This window comes from Actinoplanes sp. OR16 (assembly GCF_004001265.1).
Lineage (GTDB): Bacteria > Actinomycetota > Actinomycetes > Mycobacteriales > Micromonosporaceae > Actinoplanes.
The window spans coordinates 2,963,687-2,980,197 of sequence record NZ_AP019371.1 but is presented as its reverse complement, the minus strand read 5'-3'; the positions used below and the strand labels follow the sequence as shown (position 1 = coordinate 2,980,197).

General features: G+C 71.2%; 13 protein-coding genes. 2 read left to right on the top strand and 11 right to left on the bottom strand.

Annotation, left to right across the window (positions count from 1 at the left end; all coding sequences use genetic code 11):
- Window positions 1-23: 23 nt before the first annotated feature.
- From EP757_RS13860 to EP757_RS13820, 9 genes are all read right to left on the bottom strand, one after another.
- The gene (locus tag EP757_RS13860; protein ID WP_127545959.1) at window positions 24-1,706 is read right to left on the bottom strand and encodes a pitrilysin family protein; all 1,683 of its coding nucleotides are present in this window, start codon (window positions 1,704-1,706) and stop codon (window positions 24-26) included.
- Complete coding sequence (locus EP757_RS13855; protein WP_232050501.1) at window positions 1,703-2,647, bottom strand: hypothetical protein; 945 nt, start codon at window positions 2,645-2,647, stop codon at window positions 1,703-1,705. Before EP757_RS13855 ends, EP757_RS13860 begins: the two co-directional genes overlap by 4 nt.
- A gap of 61 nt (window positions 2,648-2,708) precedes the next feature.
- Window positions 2,709-4,160, bottom strand: a complete 1,452-nt coding sequence (locus tag EP757_RS13850; RefSeq protein WP_127545953.1) for an insulinase family protein — start codon at window positions 4,158-4,160, stop codon at window positions 2,709-2,711.
- 88 nt (window positions 4,161-4,248) lie between these two features.
- Entirely contained in the window at window positions 4,249-5,427 is a 1,179-nt protein-coding gene (locus tag EP757_RS13845) for an ROK family transcriptional regulator (protein WP_127545950.1), read from the bottom strand.
- Window positions 5,427-6,683, bottom strand: a complete 1,257-nt coding sequence (locus EP757_RS13840) for a sugar ABC transporter permease (protein WP_127545947.1) — start codon at window positions 6,681-6,683, stop codon at window positions 5,427-5,429. Before EP757_RS13840 ends, EP757_RS13845 begins: the two co-directional genes overlap by 1 nt.
- A complete protein-coding gene (locus tag EP757_RS13835) occupies window positions 6,680-7,483 on the bottom strand; it encodes an ATP-binding cassette domain-containing protein (protein WP_127545944.1) in 804 nt (267 codons plus the stop codon). Before EP757_RS13835 ends, EP757_RS13840 begins: the two co-directional genes overlap by 4 nt.
- A gap of 147 nt (window positions 7,484-7,630) precedes the next feature.
- On the bottom strand, window positions 7,631-8,743 hold the full coding sequence (locus tag EP757_RS13830) for a sugar ABC transporter substrate-binding protein (RefSeq protein WP_127545941.1): 1,113 nt from the start codon (window positions 8,741-8,743) through the stop codon (window positions 7,631-7,633).
- A 343-nt stretch (window positions 8,744-9,086) separates the two neighbouring features.
- Complete coding sequence (ybaK, locus tag EP757_RS13825; RefSeq protein WP_127545938.1) at window positions 9,087-9,569, bottom strand: Cys-tRNA(Pro) deacylase; 483 nt, start codon at window positions 9,567-9,569, stop codon at window positions 9,087-9,089.
- Window positions 9,570-9,578: 9 nt separating this feature from the next.
- The gene (locus EP757_RS13820; RefSeq protein ID WP_232050500.1) at window positions 9,579-10,763 is read right to left on the bottom strand and encodes a class I SAM-dependent methyltransferase; all 1,185 of its coding nucleotides are present in this window, start codon (window positions 10,761-10,763) and stop codon (window positions 9,579-9,581) included.
- 223 nt (window positions 10,764-10,986) lie between these two features.
- On the opposite strand from EP757_RS13820, the gene groES reads away from it, so the two are divergent.
- Window positions 10,987-11,301: a co-chaperone GroES gene (gene groES, locus EP757_RS13815; RefSeq protein ID WP_014440794.1), complete on the top strand. Its 315-nt coding sequence runs from the start codon at window positions 10,987-10,989 to the stop codon at window positions 11,299-11,301.
- Window positions 11,302-11,373: 72 nt separating this feature from the next.
- Window positions 11,374-13,023, top strand: coding sequence for a chaperonin GroEL (groL, locus tag EP757_RS13810; RefSeq protein ID WP_127545931.1), 1,650 nt, complete (start codon window positions 11,374-11,376; stop codon window positions 13,021-13,023).
- A 4-nt stretch (window positions 13,024-13,027) separates the two neighbouring features.
- On the opposite strand, the gene EP757_RS13805 is transcribed toward groL, so the two are convergent.
- Together EP757_RS13805 and EP757_RS13800 are read right to left on the bottom strand one after the other, a co-directional pair.
- A complete protein-coding gene (locus EP757_RS13805) occupies window positions 13,028-14,806 on the bottom strand; it encodes an ABC transporter ATP-binding protein (RefSeq protein ID WP_127545928.1) in 1,779 nt (592 codons plus the stop codon).
- Entirely contained in the window at window positions 14,803-16,488 is a 1,686-nt protein-coding gene (locus EP757_RS13800) for an ABC transporter ATP-binding protein (protein WP_127545925.1), read from the bottom strand. Before EP757_RS13800 ends, EP757_RS13805 begins: the two co-directional genes overlap by 4 nt.
- Window positions 16,489-16,511 lie beyond the last annotated feature (23 nt).

Here is a 16,511-nt window from a genome sequence, read left to right as displayed (position 1 = left end):
CGCCTCGGAAATCGCTGAACCTCTCAGCGACGCAACCGGCGGATGGCCCAGACGACGCCCCAGCCGGCGAGCGCCGCGAACGCCAGGAAGGTAACCCCGATGGTGACCTCCACTGCCCGGTCCACGTCGTCGGCGAACGCGGCCACCACGAAGGCCAGGCCGAAGAAGCCCAAGAAGATCATTATCGGCGAGAGCAGCACCAGCACGATCACCGGCCAGGTCTTGCCGCCGGCGGCCGGCTCGGCGGCCTGCGCCGGGCGTGGCTGCGGGATCCGCTGCGGATCACGGCTCGGCATGCTGGCGCGCAGCTCCGGCCGTACGCGGGCATCGAGAGCCGGAACCACGGCGTGCCCGTTCGGGTAGAGAGTGGGCTCGAAGTGCACCTGGATGCCGTCGTTCCCGACGAACCGGCGGGCGCCGTCCGGCCAGGCCAGCAGCACCGCGCACTCGTCGTAGAAGACGGTCGCGGCCGAGCCGTCGCCGAGCAGGCTCACCCCGCGGTCGCCGGCCACGAAGGACAGATCCGGATCGTCCATCGAGGCGTACCGGTTGCCCTCGGCCACCTTCTCGGAGTCGTTCGGGGCGGGGGTGTAGCCGGCCCAGTCCGCGCCGGTACGGCCCGGCGTCATCAGCAGCCCGTCGGCGAACGCGGCAGCACCGACCGCGGCGACCTGCTCCCGGGTGACCGCCCGCACCTCGGCGATCAGCTCCGCGGCGGCCTGCACCGGACGACCGGCGAGCAGGTTGAACGCCTGCCCGGGCAGCCGTGTCCCGTTCTCCTCGGCCCGCTCCAGCTCCTCGACCCGCTGGTTCACCACGGCGATCACGTCGGCCTCGTCGACCAGGCCGAGCCGCAGCGAGGCGAGCACGTCGACGAAACCGCCGAGCACCGCACCCTGCTTCTCCGGCAGCGCGTCGGCGAACGCGGTGATCACGGCCCGGCCGCCGGACCGCGGCTCGTACGCGGCCTGCACCGTGTAGGACAGCCCGCTCTCCTGCCGCAGCGACCGGAACAGCGACCGTTCCAGAACACCGGAGAAGACACCGGCGCTGGTCGACCGCTCGACGACGGCGTCCCAGGCGACCACGTTGGACGGTCCCGGGAAGTACGCCGGCCGCACCGGCAGGGCCGACGACGGCTCCGGGGCCGGTCGCCGCTCGCCGTGCGGCAGAGTGAGTTCGAGCCCGGCCGGGACCGCCGGACCGGCGATCCAGAGCGCGGCGTTCTCCACCGTGAAGTACCGGGCCACCCAGGCGCGCAGGTCGTCCGGAGTGATGCCGGAGAGACCCCACTCCGGGTAGGTCGCGACGCCGTAGTCCCGGGCGCCGTGCCGCCACAGCGGAAGCGCCTCGGTCGGACCCTCGCCGCGAGTGTTCTCCTCGGTGCGCAGGATCTCCTTCTCGGTGGGCAGCCGGTGCATCGGCAGATCGTTCAGCGCGGTGCACACCCCGTTGAGGAACGCCACGATGTCGGCCTCGGCGCCCTGCATGTGGAAGAACGTGTACTCGGTGCCGGTCGCGCCGTTGTAGTGGTAGTCGGCCACCCCGAACGCGTGCAGCGCGAGATGCTCGATCAGGTGGGTGATGCCGCGCTTGGCGAGCGGCTCGTCCGCGAACCCCACCCGGAAGACCAGCCCGGCGTGCATCGGCCCGGTGGTCGGGGCGAGCACGGCGGGTATGCCGCCCACCTCGGTCTGCGTGATCATCGCGCTCCTCCCAGCGCCCAGGCGCGCGCCTGCCGGATCTTGGGCAGCGCCGCCTCCTCCGAATGGGCCCACGGCTCCACCGTGGCGAGGTTGCCGAGCAGGCCGAACATCCGCGCCGCGTTGGGCTGGTCGCCGAGCACGCTGAACAGGGCCGCGTAGGCGTTCACCGCGCGCACCCAGCCGTACTCCCGGTTGAACCTCGGGTGCAGCACGCTGTGGTGGGCGACCTGCTGGAGGTCGGACCGCAGCTGCTGGTCCTGCAGCAGGCGGGCGCGTTCGGCGTCGTCGTCGGCGGCGCCGTAGCGGGAGAAGAACGCCTCGGCCATCAGCACGCCGTGCGGGCTGCCGGGCAGCGCGGCGAGCGAGGCGTCCCGGGCGAACGAGTGCAGTTCCTCCCAGCTGCCGAACCACTTCGGCTCCAGCGAGTAGCAGAGCTCCATCTGGCCGGGCAGGTGGTGCGGCACCGCCGCGTTGAGCCGGTCGTACCGCCGGCGGATCTCGGCGATGCCGAGCGACAGACCGCGTGCCGTCAGCAGCCGGCTGGTCCAGACGGCCGGATCGCCGGGGTTGTACGCGGCAGCGTCGATCAGCACCAGCTCCGCCTTCCGCAGGTGCTCACGGAAGCCCGCCCACTGCTCCTCCGAGACGTCCTTCGCCCAGGCCGCCGACCGGATCTCCCAGCCCAGGTAGGTGAGGTGGAAGCCGAGCAGCGCGGCCGCGGCGCCGTCCCGCGGGTCGCCGCGCAGCACGTACCGCAGGAAGTCCTCGAGGTCCTTCTCGTCACCGCAGGTCCGGATCAGTGCGGTCCGATCGGCGGGGGTCACCGAGTCGAGCACGGCCCGGGCGCCGGCCCAGTCCCGGCGCGCCAGCGCGGCACGCAGCGCGGTGATGCCCGGGTACGCGGCGGCCGGGTCGAACACCACGTCGGAGGGTTGAGACATGGCGCGCAGCATAGAGGCCGATCAGCGCGCGCGCGACGGTGATCTCAGCCTCAGTCGGCCATCAGTCAGACCGAAGCCATCCGCGCGGCGGCCGCGGGATGCCGGCCGGGTCGCGCGGCGGCATCGTGACCCGCAGACCGGCCGGCGTCCGGCCGTCGATCTCGGCCACGATGGCGGCGCCGTCGCGGTAGAGCGCCGGTTCGACCGGCACCGCGATCGCGTCGTCGCCGATCAGCCGCCGTCCGCCGTCCGGCCATGCCAGCACGGCGGCGCAGGCGTCGTAGCGGACCGTCCGGATCGCGTCGCCGTCGAGCAGGCTCACCCCGTCCTCGCCGTGCACCAGGCGCCGGGAGCGATTGCGGCGGGCCCGGTGGGTGCGGCCGGAGACCGCCGAGGCGGAGGCGCCGGGCGCCGCGGTCCACCCGTCCGGGCCGGTCGTCGTCCCGGCCGGGGCCATCAGCAGGCCCGCGCCGTACGCGGCGGCCGACACCTCGGCGACGTCCTCGCGGGTGATCGCCCGGACCTCGGCGATCGCCTCCTCGACGCCGCGCACGCCGCGGCCGGCCAGCACGTTGAACGCCTGACCCGGCAACCGGCGGCCACGGCCCTCGGCCTCGGCCAGCGCGTCGCAGGTCAGCCCCACCACAGTGGACACATCCGACGCGTCGATCCGGCCGTCGCGCATCGAGGCCAGCACCCCGGTCAGGCCGTCGATCGCACCGGCGCCGGCCGTCGGCACCACCGCGGTGATCCGGGCGGTCCGCGACGCGCGCGGCTCGTACTCGGTCCGCACCTCGCATCCGAGATCCCGGCTGAGCTGCCGTTCCAGCACGTTCGCGAAGACGGCGGCGCGGGCCTCCCGGCGCACGACGGTGTCCCAGGCCAGTTCCTCGCTGTGCACGGCGAGACGGGGCATCGCGAACCAGGACGGGGTGACCGGGAGAGCGGAGGACGGCGCCGGCGCGGGCTGGCGCACTCCCTCCGGCAGGTCAAGGCGCAGGCCGGGCGGCACCTCGTCGCCGGCCACCCAGAGCGCGGCGTTCTCCCTGGTGAAGTACGCGGCGATCCAGGCGCGCAGGTCCTCGTCGGCGAGACCGGTCAGGCCGCGCTCGCTGAAACTCGGCATGCCGTAGTCACGGGCGCCGTGCCGCCACATCGATCGCGGCTCGGGGGTCCGGCCGGCGCTCTCCGACCGGAGCACGTCCTTCTCGGCGGCGATACGGCCGGCCGGCAGGTCGCGCAGCGCGGAACAGACGCCGTTCAGGAAGGCGGCGATGCGCGCGGCGGATCCTCGTACATGGAAATAGGTGTGCTCGATCCCGGTGGTGCTGTTGACGTGCGCACCGCCATCGCCCAGCCCGTGCACAACGAGGTGTTCGATGAGGTGGGTGACGCCTCGCCGGACCAGCGGCTCGTCCGCGACACCGACCCGGAAGACCAGGCCGGCGTGCATTTCTCCGGTGACCGGCGCCAGCACCGCGGGCACGCCGTCCACCTCGAGCTGCTTGATCATCCCGCGCCTCGACGGGAGGCACGAGGCAAACGACGCGGGGGCATGGCGGGCAGCATAGATCTTCCGCGATGACCCCCGTAGGCCGGGCTCAGGACAGCAGCGGGTCGTCCAGCAGCCGCTCGAAGGCGAGCTCGGCCGCGCCGATCAGAGCCGCGTCGGTGCCGAGTTCGGGCGTGCGCAGCCGGACGTGTTCCCGGCAGGCGGGCAGGCCGACCGCGTTGAGCCGGCTGCGGATCTGCGCGGCGGCGCCCAGGTAGACGTCCCGCAGCGTGCCCCCGAAGATCACGACTTCCGGGTTGAAGATGTTGACCAGGTTGCCGAGGCCGAAGCCCAGCCAGTCGCCGACCTGCCGCAACGCGTGCTGCGCCTGGCTGTCCCCGCGCATCGCGGCGTCCACGACGGCGAGCACCGCGTCCCGGCCGCTGCGGTCGGACCGGCCGGCGAGCCGGAGCAAGGCGTGCTCGCCGATCTCGGTCTCCCAGCAGCCGCGCGAGCCGCAGGAACACGGCCGCCCGTACGGGTTGACCACCATGTGGCCGACCTCGCCGCTGTATCCGCCGTGGCCGGTGACCCGGTGCCCGCCGGCCACGATGCCCGCGCCGACGCCCACGTCCCCGTAGAGGTAGATCACGTTGTCGCAGCCCACAGCCGCGCCCCTGGCGTGCTCGGCGAGCGCGCAGACGTCCGCGTGGTTGCCGATGGTGAACTTGCCGTCCTCGCCGAGTTCGGCACGCAGCGCCGCGCCGACCGGTTCCTCGACCCAGCCGATCGTCGGGGCGAGGCGGACCATCCCGTCCTCGCGGCGCACCATGCCGGCGACCGCGAGGCCGCTGCCCACGCACCGGGCGTCGTCCGGCACGCTCGCACGCATCTGCCTGATGAACCGGGCCAGCGGCTGCACCGCGTCGTCGGCGCTCATCCCGGGTGGCCGCTCGGTCTCGTACTGCTCCAGGATGCGGCCGCCGAGACCGACGCGCGCGGCACGCAGGCGGTCCACCTCGATGCTGAGCGCGTACGCGTACACGCGCCCGGACTCGGGCCGGACGACCAGTGACGGTCGTCCGGCCCGGCCGGTCTCGCGTGGCGCCGCCTCGCTGACCAGACCCGCGCTGATCAGCTCGGCGGTCAGGGCCCCGATGGTGCTGCGGTTGAGGCCGAGCCGGCTCGTCAACTCCGCCCGGGATGTCGCGCCGTGCACATGCACGTAGCGCAGCAGGGTCCCGAGGTTGTGCCGGCGTACCTCCTCCTGGGTGGGGCCGGCTCGCATCAGCTTCCCGTTGCGGAGGCTCTGCGCCGGGCCAGGGCGTCGACGCTCGCCGCCGCCAGGAGCACCAGGCCGGTGAAGATGTACTTCTGACCGGAGCTGAAGCCCATCAGACCCATGCCGTTGTCGATGACCGCGATCACCGCGCCACCGATCACCGCGTTGATCACCTTGCCCTTGCCGCCGAAGAGGCTGGTGCCGCCGATGACCGCGGCGCCGACCGAGTAGAGCAGGATGTTGCTGCCACCGGTGTTGGGGTCGACCGAGCTCGCCCGGCTCACCACCAGGATGCCGCCGATCGCCGCCATGAAGGAGCAGATCACGAAGACCGAGATGCGGATCCGGTCGACGGTGATACCGGCCCGACGGGCCGCCTCGGCGTTGCCACCGACCGCGTAGACGTGCCGGCCGTACGTGGTGCGGCCGAGCACGAAGCCCCAGAAGATCATGAAGACCGCGATGATCGGTACGACGATCGGCACGCCCTTGAGCGAGTTGATCGCCGGGTTGATCGCGCGCTCCTGGGTGAGGACCGCGGTCGCCGGGACCAGCAGCAGCGCCAGCCCGGCGATGCGCAGCAGGACGATGCCCAGCGGGTCGGTGACCAGCTTGCGGGCCCTCCGGCTGCGGTAGCGGTTGAGCTGGACCCCCGCGTAGGCCACCACCGCGAAGATCGTGAGACCCCAGCTCCAGGCGACCGACAGGTTGTCGTTGTTCAGCGAGCGGACGAACTCGTCGGTGATCGAGATGTTCTGACCACCCTTGAGCATGGTCAGCAGCACGCCTTGGAAGGCCAGGAACGCGGCGAGGGTGACGACGAACGACGGGATGCCGAGCTTCGCCACGAGCAGGCCGATCACCAGCCCGATCACGATGCCGGTGAGCATCGCGGCCGGGATCGCCACGAACCAGGGCTTGCCCTCATTCGTGAGCAGGATGGCCATGACCGCGCCGCAGACGCCGCTGGCGAAGCCGGCCGAGAGATCGATCTCGCCGAGCAGCAGCACGAACACCAGGCCCATGGCGATGAAGACCACCTGGGCGCCCTGGGTGAACAGGTTCGCGAAGTTGAGCGCGCTGAGGAACGTGTCGCTGCGGGCCACGCCGAAGATCAGCGCGAGGACGAGCAGGCCGAGGACCGCCGGAAGGCTGCCGAGATCGCCGCCGCGGACTCGCGCCCAGTAGTCGCGGATGTGGCTCGCGACCGTGGGCTTGACGGCCTGGATCCCGCCGGCCGTGGTGGTCGTGGTCGTGGTCACTGGGCTTCTCCCGGCGTGATGTCGATGAACTCCGAGGGCTTCTCGGGCGGAAGGCCGAGGTTGCCGCTGCGCCCGCCGGTGATCAGCTCGACGACCTGGGAGTGGGTCACGTCGGAGGCCTTCACCTGGGCCGCCATCCGGCCGAGGTAGAGCGCCGCGATCCGGTCCGAGACCGCGAACACGTCGTTCATGTTGTGCGAGATCAGCACGACGCCGAGACCGTTGTCGGCGAGCCGGCGGACCAGCTCGAGCACCTGCGCGGTCTGCGCCACGCCGAGGGCGGCGGTCGGCTCGTCGAGGATGACGACCCGGCTGTTCCAGAGCACGGCCTTGGCGATCGCCACGGTCTGGCGCTGGCCGCCGGAGAGGCTGGAGACCAGCTGGCGCAGCGACTTGACGGTCCGCACCGACAGGCTGCGGAGGGTCTCGCCGGCCATCTCCTCCATGGTCGCCTCGTCGAGGACGATGCCGGACTTCTTCTCCCTGCCGAGGAACATGTTCTGGACGATGTCCAGGTTGTCGCAGAGGGCGAGGTCCTGGTACACGACCTCGATGCCGAGCGCGGAGGCGTCGCGCGGCGAGTGGATCGCCACCTCCTTGCCGTCGTAGGTGACCGTGCCCGCGTCGATCGTGTAGATGCCGCTGATGCACTTCACCAGCGTGGACTTACCGGCGCCGTTGTCGCCGACCAGGGCGGTGACCTCGCCCGGATAGACGTTCAGGCCGACGTCGTGCAGGACCTGGACAGGACCGAAACTCTTGTCGATCCCGCGCAGCTCCAGAAGGGGTGTCGCGGCCACTGATGGTTCTCCTTCGTTCGGTGACCGGTTGCGTCGCGGCTCCGCCACCTCATCGTGGCTCCGCCGACCGCGGGTTTGTCGAGAACCGACTCCGGCGCCGCCCACGGTGTCCGTGAGCGGCGCCGAACTCAGGTGACTACCGAGGCGTCAGCTGATGCCCGCGTCGGTGCAGGCCTTGGCGAAGTCCGCGGTGCAGAGCTCCTCCTTGGTGACGAAGCCGTCCGCCACGACGTCCTTGACGTTCGCCTTGGTGATCGACTGCGGCTTCAGCAGCACCGACTTGACGTCCTTCTTGGACTCCGGGTCGGTCACGGTGCCGGTCGCCGAGGTCGGGGCCTCGCCCTTGGCCAGCGCGATCGCCAGCTCGGAAGCGGCGTCCGCCTCCTGCTTGATGGCCTTGTAGACCGTCATGCACTGGTCGCCGACGAGGATGTTCTGAAGACCCTGAACGGTGGCGTCCTGGCCGGTGACCGGGACCTGGCCGTTCAGCTTGTTCTTCTTCAGCACCTGGATGGCCGCGTTGCCGAGGCCGTCGTTGGCGGCGAGGACACCCTTGATGTCCTTGTTCGTGGTCAGCATCTGCTCGAAGAGCGTGCCGCCCTGAACGTTGTCCCAGTCCGGAACGTCCTGGTCCGGACCCTTGACGTACTCGTTCGCGTCGAACTTGGGCTTCAGGATCGAGTCGTAGCCCTCCTTGAAGAGGGTGGCGTTGTTGTCGGTCGGCGAACCGTTCAGGTACGCGACGACCGGCTTGGTCACCTTCTTCTCGGTCAGGCAGTCGATCAGACCCTGGCCCTGGAGCTTGCCGACCTCGACGTTGTCGAACGACACGTAGTAGTCGGCGCCACCGTTCAGGGTGAGGCGGTCGTAGTCGATCGTCGCGATGCCCGACGACTTCGCCTTGTCCAGCACGGCCTTGCCGGTGCCGGAGTCCAGGTTGACGATCATCAGAACCTTGACGCCGCTGGCGATCATGCCGTCCGCGATCGTCTGGAACTGGGTCTTGTCACCCTGGGCGTTCTGGATGTCAGCCTCCACACCGGCCGCCTTGAAGGCTTCGGTGAGGTACTTCAGGTCAGCGGTCGCCCAGCGAGCGGAGCTCTTGGTGTCGGGCAGGATCACGCCGACCTTGCCGGCCTTGGAGCCGCTGTCGCCGCTGCCGCCGGGGGCGGCGGTGTCGCCGCTGTCGCTGCCGCACGCGGCCATGCTTCCGGTGGCCAGCAGGCCGACCGCGGCAAGGGCGAACAGTCCCTTACGCATCCCTTATGTCCTTTCGGGGGGTAAATCCGGGGCCTTGGTTCGGATTTGTCAGGGTTTGCGGCCGTTGAGGGGACGCTCGCCCTGTGACGCCGATGGATGAGGAACCGGTTTGTTGTGCCCGGCAACGTATTCCGACGGTGGCCGAGAACACAAGCCGCAACGGAGATCTATCTCGTAACGAGGGATAACAATCCGGCAACACGAGTCGGTTACCAGCGGGTACCTCGGCGCCCATAAAACCCTCCGGAAGACACACGGAGATAACGCTGAGTGAGATATGTGTTCCGAGTTTGCGGATACCGGGGGAAGGGACGTATCCGCCCGGAAGCTAAGATGCCGCCGCTCAGCCCCGGATCGGCGCCACTGTCGCGCTGGTCAGGCGGATCAGGTCGGCCGGCGCGAGGGAGACCTGGAGGCCACGGCGGCCCGCCGAGACGTACATCAGGTCGAGACCCGGCGCGGTGTCGTCGATCACGGTCGGCAGCCGGCGGCGCTGACCGAGCGGGCTGATGCCACCGCGGACGTAACCACTGCTCCGCTCGGCGGCAGCCCGATCGGCGAGGGTCGCGCGCTTGCCGCCGGCCGCCTGGGCGAGCGCCTTGAGGTCGAGATCACCGGTCACCGGCACCACGCCGACCACGAGCTTGCCGTCGACCTCGGCGATCAGCGTCTTGAACAGCCGGGCGGGCTCGACCCCGAGGAACTCGGCGACCAGGGCGCCGTAGTTCGGAGCGTCCGGGGACACCTCGTACGGATGCAGGGTGTGTGCGATCCGCTCGGCAGTCAGCAGGACGGTGGCCGGCGTCCCGGCCGCTTTCTTCGCCATGAGGGCAAGTTACTGGGTGCCGGCTTCCTGGGTGATCAGCACCACCGGCGCGCCCGCCACCCGGGTCAGCACCAGCCCGGCGCCGTTCGGCCCGGCCAGGCGGAGATCCTTGCGCAATTGATCCGGTACGAGGGCGGAGCCGCGCTTGCGGATCTCCAGTCGGCCGACGCCCCGCTCGCGGAGCAGGGCGCGGAGCCGCTTCAGTGAGAACGGCAGCACGTCCGTGACAGCGAGACGCCGTGCGTACGGGGTGTCCACCGGCTCGTCGGTGTAGACGTAGGCGATCTCCGGGTCGCCCAGCCGGCCGCCGACCCCGGCGGCGAACTCGGCCACCAGGTGCGAGCGGACCACGGCCGGATCCGGGTCGTAGAGATATCCGCCGACCGCCCCGACCGGCGCGACCTCCACGCCCGAGCCGGTCAGTTCGGCGTGCTCGCGCCCGAGCAGCGTGGCCCGGCGCGGCGCCGACGCCAGCGGCCCGCACCAGAACGCCGCCTCGACCAGATCGCCGCCGACGCTCACCCACTCCCCCTCGGCGCCCGGCGGCAGCAGCGCGTGGTCGATGCCGGGTGCGAGCTTCAGCACGGTCCGCGGCACCCGCTCGGGCAGGGCCGCCACGAAGTCCCACGGCGGCGAGTACGACTTCGGGTCGAACACCCGGCCGCGGCCGGCCTGGCGCCGGGCCGGGTCGGCGAAGACCGCGTCGAATCGTTCCACCTCGACGGTGGTGGCGTCCGCGCACGTCACGGTGACCAGATCGGCCAGACCGAGGGCTTCGGCGTTGGCGGCGGCGACCGCGGCGGTCAGCGGGTCGGCGTCGACCGCGTGCACCCGGATGCCGCGGCGGGCCGCCGCGAACGCGTCGGTGCCCAGGCCGCAGCCGAGGTCGGCGATCGAGGTGACGCCGGCCTCGGCGAGACGCCCGGCCCGGCGCGCCGCGACCTCGGCCCGGGTCGCCTGTTCCAGGCCGGGCCTGGTGAAGAACATCCGGGCGGCGTCCGGCCCGAATTTCATCGCCGCGCGCCCGCGCAAACTAGCCTGGGTCAAGGCGGCGGCGGCGAGCTCCGCGCCGATGCCCCGGGCACGCACGGCCGAGGCCGCGGCGAGTGGTTCGGCGCCATCGACCTCGGCCGCCACGGCCAGGGCTTCGGCTCCGGCAGGGGTTCGCAAGCGGGAGAGCAGCTCAGGGGTCACACAGGCATTCTCCCTGGCGTGACAGGCTGGCACTCTGGTTGACGGAGTGCTAGTTCCGGAATAGTCTCCGGTTAGCACTCTCAACATGAGGGTGCCAGCTGCGCGGCCCGTCCGTGCGGTCAGGCACCAGGCGGACCGGCACCCGCGACGACGGCCCCGCCCGGTGGCATGAGGCATCTGACCGGCCTGTTTCATGGCCGGCGAAACCTGTACCCAGGAGGGTATGCCCGTGACTACCGCGACAAAGGTTGCGATCAAGCCGCTCGAGGACCGCATCGTGGTCCAGGCGAACGAGGCTGAGACCACGACCGCTTCCGGCATCGTGATCCCCGACACCGCCAAGGAGAAGCCCCAGGAGGGCACCGTCCTGGCTGTCGGCCCCGGCCGGATCGACGACAAGGGGAACCGGGTTCCGCTCGACGTCAAGGTCGGCGACGTGGTCCTCTACTCGAAGTACGGCGGCACCGAGGTCAAGTACGCCGGCGAGGAGTACCTGGTGCTCTCCGCCCGCGACGTCCTCGCGGTCATCGAGAAGTAAGACCTAACTGATTGCGCCTGCGCCCTGTTCCGATAGCTCGGGGCAGGGCGCTGGTGCGTGAAGGGACCATAAATGGCGAAGATTCTCAGTTTCTCTGACGACGCCCGGCACCTGCTGGAGCACGGGGTCAACACCCTCGCCGACACGGTCAAGGTCACCCTCGGGCCGCGCGGTCGCAACGTCGTCCTGGACAAGAAGTTCGGTGCTCCCACGATCACCAACGATGGTGTGACCATCGCCAAGGAGATCGAGCTCACCGACCCGTACGAGAACCTTGGCGCGCAGCTCGTCAAGGAGGTGGCGACGAAGACCAACGACGTCGCCGGCGACGGGACCACCACCGCGACCGTGCTCGCGCAGGCGCTGGTCCGTGAGGGCCTGCGCAACGTGACCGCGGGCGCCAACCCGATCGGCCTCAAGCGCGGCATGGACAAGGCCTCGGAGGCCGTGTCCAAGGCGCTGCTGGCCAAGGCCGTCGAGGTCGCCGACCACAAGGCGATCGCGAACGTGGCCACCATCTCGGCCCAGGACGCCACCATCGGCGAGCTGATCGCCGAGGCGATGGACCGGGTCGGCCGCGACGGTGTCATCACCGTCGAGGAGGGCTCGGCCATGCTGACCGAGCTCGACATCACCGAGGGTCTGCAGTTCGACAAGGGCTTCATCTCGCCGAACTTCGTGACCGACGCGGAGTCGCAGGAGGTCGTCCTCGAGGACGCCTACATCCTGCTGACCACGCAGAAGATCTCCAGCATCGAGGAGCTGCTCCCGCTGCTGGAGAAGGTGCTGCAGGCCGGCAAGCCGCTGCTCATCGTCGCCGAGGACGTCGAGGGCCAGGCCCTCTCCACCCTCGTGGTGAACGCGCTCCGCAAGACCATCAAGGTCGCCGCGGTGAAGGCGCCGGGCTTCGGTGACCGCCGCAAGGCGATCCTGCAGGACCTCGCGATCGCGACCGGTGGCGAGCTGATCGCCCCCGAGCTCGGTTACAAGCTCGACCAGGTCGGCATCGAGTCGCTGGGCAGCGCCCGGCGGATCGTCGTCGACAAGGAGAACACCACGATCGTCGACGGCGGCGGCAACAGCTCCGACGTCGCCGACCGGGTCGCCCAGATCCGCAAGGAGATCGAGGCGTCCGACTCCGACTGGGACAAGGAGAAGCTCCAGGAGCGTCTCGCGAAGCTCGGCGGCGGTATCGCGGTGATCAAGGTCGGCGCGGCCACCGAGGTCGAGATGAAGGAGCGCAAGCACCGCATCGAGGACGCCATCGCGGCGACCAAGGCTGCGGTCGAGGAGGGCACCGTCCCCGGTGGCGGCGCCGCGCTCGCGCAGGTCGCCAAGGAGCTCGACGGCGGCCTCGGCCTGACCGGCGAGGAGGCGATCGGCGTCGCGATCGTCCGCAAGGCGCTGGTGGAGCCGCTGCGCTGGATCGCGCAGAACGCCGGCCACGACGGCTACGTCGTGGTGGGCAAGGTCGGCGAGCTGGGCTGGGGCCACGGCCTCAACGCGGCGACGGACGAGTACGTCGACCTGGCCGCGGCCGGCATCATCGACCCGGTGAAGGTGACCCGCAACGCGGTCTCCAACGCCGTCTCGATCGCCGGTCTGCTGCTGACCACCGAGAGCCTCGTGGTCGAGAAGCCGGCCGAGGCCGCTCCGGCCGCTGCCGGCGGTCACGGTCACAGCCACGGTGGCCACGGCCACCAGCACGGCCCGGGTTTCTGAGCCGTCAGCTGACATGGAAGGGCGCGCCGGTGGCGCGCCCTTCCTGCTTTTCGCCCTGCCAGGATCTCCAGAGGGCCGCGTAGGCGCCGTCGGCAGCGAGCAGCTCCTCGTGCGAGCCCAGCTCGGTGATCAGGCCGTCCTCCACGACCGCGACCCGGTCGGCGTCGTGTGACGAGAAGAGCCGGTGCGCGATCGCCACGACGGTCCGTCCGCGGACCACGGCGGCGAGGCTGCGTTCCAGGTCACGGGCCGCTCTCGGATCGAGCAGCGCGGTCGCCTCGTCCAGCACGAGAGTGTGCGGATCGGCCAGGATCAGCCTGGCCAGGGCCACCTGCTGCGCCTGCGCCGGCGAGAGCACCAGACCGCCGGAACCGACCACCGTCGCGAGTCCGTCCGGCAGGGCGTCGGCCCATTCCAGCGCGTGTACGGCGGCCAGCGCCGCTCGTACCTCCCCCTCCGGAGCGCCGGGGCGCACCAGCGACACGTTCTCCCGGAGCGTCCCCATGAAGATGTGATGCTCCTGGGTGACCAGCGCGACCTCGGCTCGCAGCCGTTCGAGAGGCAGCGCCGAGAGCGGCACCCCGCCCACCGTGACACTGCCCTCGGTCGGCTGGTGCACGCCGGCGAGCAGGCGGCCCAGCGTCGATTTGCCGGCACCGGAGACACCCACCACGGCGAGCCGCTCCCCCGGTTCCAGGACGAGGTCGATCCCGTGCAGCACCTCCCGGTCCGCCCGGTACGCGAACCGCACCCCGCGCAGCTCGATCCGGCCACCCGACGGCTCCGTAGCGGTCGCCGGGGGTGGCTCCCCTGCCGTGACGCCGAGCAGCCGGGCCAGTGAGGCGGCGCCGACCTCCAGCTCGTCGAGCCAGCCGGACAGCCGGTCGAGCGGGTCCACCAGCTGCTGCACGTAGATCACAGCGGCGGTCAGCTGCCCGAGTGTCACCGCATCGTGCAGGTAGAGCCAGCCACCCGCGAAGAGGGTGATCAGGACCGGCAGGACGTAGCTCGACTCGATCAGCGGCCACCAGACGGTCCGCAGCAGGAGCGTGTACCGCTCTGCCTTGAAGGTCCGTTCCAGATCCGCGTCGGTACGGACGATCCGCTGCCGCCCGCGCCGCAGCCCCTCCACTGTCCGGGCGCCCTCAACGGTCTCCGTGATCCCCTCGGTGACCTGCGAGTACGCCGCGTTCTCCTCCAGGTACCCGGCCGGCGCCCGGCGCAGGTACCAGCGGGTGCCGGCGATCAGGATCGGCATCCCGATCAGCAGTGGGACGGCGAAGAGCGGGCTGACCATGACCAGCGCGGCCACCACGAGGACCAGCGTGATAACCGCGATCATCGTCTCCGGTACGGCGAACCGCACACACTTGGAGAGCGCGTCCACATCCCGGGTCGCCCGGGTCAGCAGGTCACCGCTGCCGGCTGCCTCCACCGTGGCGAGCGGCAGCGTCACGACCCGCGCGATGAACTCCTCGCGCAGCCGGGCCAGGACCCGCTCGCCGAGCCGCGCCGACGCCACGTGCGCGAACCGGGTCAGGACCGTCTGCAGCAGCACGAACCCGGCCAGCGTGGCGATCAGCCGGTTCAGGTCGGCCATCGGCTCGTGGCCCTCGATCGCCTCGACCAGGTCGCCGAGCAGCCGTGGCCCGGCGAGCGCGGCCAGGGCGGCCGCCACGTTCAGGCCGACCGCCGCCCGGAACATGCCGGGGTAGCGGCGGAGCAGGTCGCGGGCGTAGCGGCGGGCCTGCACGCGGCTCGCCACCGGCAGCGGGCGGGTCACGGCTGCTCCTCGCGCTGCACCATCCGGGCGTACCGGGGCGTGCTGCGGAGCAGCAGATGGTGCGGGCCGGCCGCGACGAGCCGTCCCTTCTCCAGGTAACAGACGTGGTCGGCCCGGCTCAGCAGCAGCGGGCTGGACGTGCAGATCACCGTGGTGCGCCCGGCCCGCGCCGCCCGCAGCCGGTCCGCGATCAGCGCCTCGGTGTGCGCGTCGACGGCGTTCGTCGGCTCGACCAGGATCAGGATGTCCGGGTCGGCGACCAGCGCCCGGGCCAGGCGGAGTCGCTGCTGCTGTCCGCCGGAGAAGGAGCGGCCGCGTTCGGCGACCACGGTGTTCACGCCCTCGGGCAGCGCGTCCACGATCCCGGTCGCGTCGGCCACCTCCAGCGCCTCCGGCAGGGTGCCGCTGCCGTACGGGTCCAGGTCGGACACCAGGGTTCCGGCGAAGAGACGGCCGTCGTTGTCGATCACCAGGATCCGCTCGCGCACCTCGGCCACCGACGCGCTGTCCAGGGGCACATCACCCAGCAGGGCGCCGTCCGCGTACCGGCCGAGGCGATCGGCGATCTCCGCCGCGTCGGCGGGCACGTCGGCGACGACGGCGGTCAACCGGCCGGCCGGTGCGTGCACTCCGGAGTCCGGGTCCACCAGATCGCCGCCGGTCAGCGGCACCGGCTCCTCCGGATCGGTCAGGTCACTGTCCACTTCGAGCATCCCGACCACCCGGCGGCTGGACACGTGCCCTCGGGTGATCTTGTCGACCGCATCGGTGAGCTGCCGCAACGGCGCCACCAGGAAGGCGGCGTACGCGTAGAACGACACCAGCTGACCTACGGTGATCCGGCCGACCCAGGCGAACCGCGCCCCCAGCCAGGTCAGCAGCACCAGGAAGACGCCGGGCAGCAACACCTGTGCCGCTTCGAGCAGCGCCTCCACCTGCGCCGTGCGTACGCCCGCGAACCGGAGCCGCTGCGACGCGGCGCGATAGCGCGCCGCCATGATCGGCTCACCGCCCACGCCGCGCAGCACCCGCAGACCGGAGACCAGATCGGCCGCCTGCCCGGTCAGCTCGCCCTGCCGGCGCCGGTACGCCCGCTGCCGCCGGTGCAGCGGGCCGATCAGCACCCCGACGACCACCATCATGATCGGTACGCCGACCAGCACGATCATGCCGAGCGGCACCGAGATCCGCAGCAGCAGGACCGTGATGATCGCGACCGCGACGAACGAGCCGATGCCCCGGGAGACGATGTCGACGGCGCCGCCGATGTGGCTGATGTCCGAGGTGCCGATCGCCACGACATCGCCGGTGTCCAGGCGGCGCGGCAGCGTCGCACCGAGCCGGTTGGCCTGCCGGACGACCACCTGCACCGTGCGGAACGCGGCGGCCAGGTAGTTCGCCACCGCGAACCGGTGCCGCATGATGCCGGTGAACACCTGGACCGTGCCGACGCCGAGCAGCAGCAGGGTCCAGCCGGCGAGGCCGCGGAAGTCGTCGTCGACGGCCGCGTCCACGGCCCGGCCGACCATCGCGGGCGCCAGCGACTGGCACCCCATCCAGATGATCGCGAAGACGGCCGCGATGGTGACCGTCAGGCGGGAACGCCGGACCAACCAGAACAGATATCGGGCAGCGGACCGGGAGTCGGGCAGGCCGGGAACCGGCTCGGGCAATCTTCGCATCAGAGCCCGACGGTAAGGCCGGG